Here is a 688-nt window from a genome sequence, read left to right on the forward strand (position 1 = left end):
TGGTGCTGACGGTAGTGACGGGTCACCGTGCCGTGGGCGGCTTCGGCTTCCACCGTCTTGCCATCCGGTGTCATCAGAACCGAGGTCATCAGGCCGAGCGAGCCGAAGCCCTGCGCAACCGTGTCGGACTGGACGTCGCCGTCGTAGTTCTTACAGGCCCAGACATAGCCGCCCGACCACTTGAGCGCCGAGGCGACCATGTCGTCGATCAGGCGGTGCTCGTAGGTGATCTTCTTTTCCTTGAACTGATCCAGGAACTCGGTCTCGTAGACTTCCTGGAAGATGTCCTTGAAGCGGCCGTCATAGGCCTTGAGGATCGTGTTCTTGGTGGACAGATACACGGGGTAACCGCGCAGGAGGCCGTAGTTCAGCGAAGCGCGGGCAAATTCGCGGATCGAATCGTCAAGGTTGTACATCGCCATCGCGACGCCCGAACCCGGCGCCTGGAACACTTCGTGCTCGATGGTCTCGCCGTCTTCGCCGACGAACTTGATCGTCAGCTTGCCCTTGCCGGGGAACTTGAAATCGGTGGCGCGGTACTGATCGCCGAAAGCGTGGCGGCCGACGATGATCGGCTGCGTCCAGCCCGGAACGAGGCGGGGCACGTTCTTCATGATGATCGGCTCGCGGAAGATCACGCCGCCCAGGATGTTGCGGATCGTGCCGTTGGGCGACTTCCACATCTTCT

At 61.3% G+C, this 688-nt stretch carries 1 protein-coding gene; it reads right to left on the reverse strand.

Features of this window, described 5'->3' with window-relative positions:
* Positions 1-688 (reverse strand): NADP-dependent isocitrate dehydrogenase (locus RTX98_RS12130; protein WP_312796849.1); only part of this gene is annotated, 688 nt, incomplete at both ends.

The sequence above is a fragment of the Tianweitania sp. genome, from assembly GCF_032053605.1.
In the GTDB taxonomy this organism is placed as follows: Bacteria; Pseudomonadota; Alphaproteobacteria; order Rhizobiales; family Rhizobiaceae; genus Tianweitania.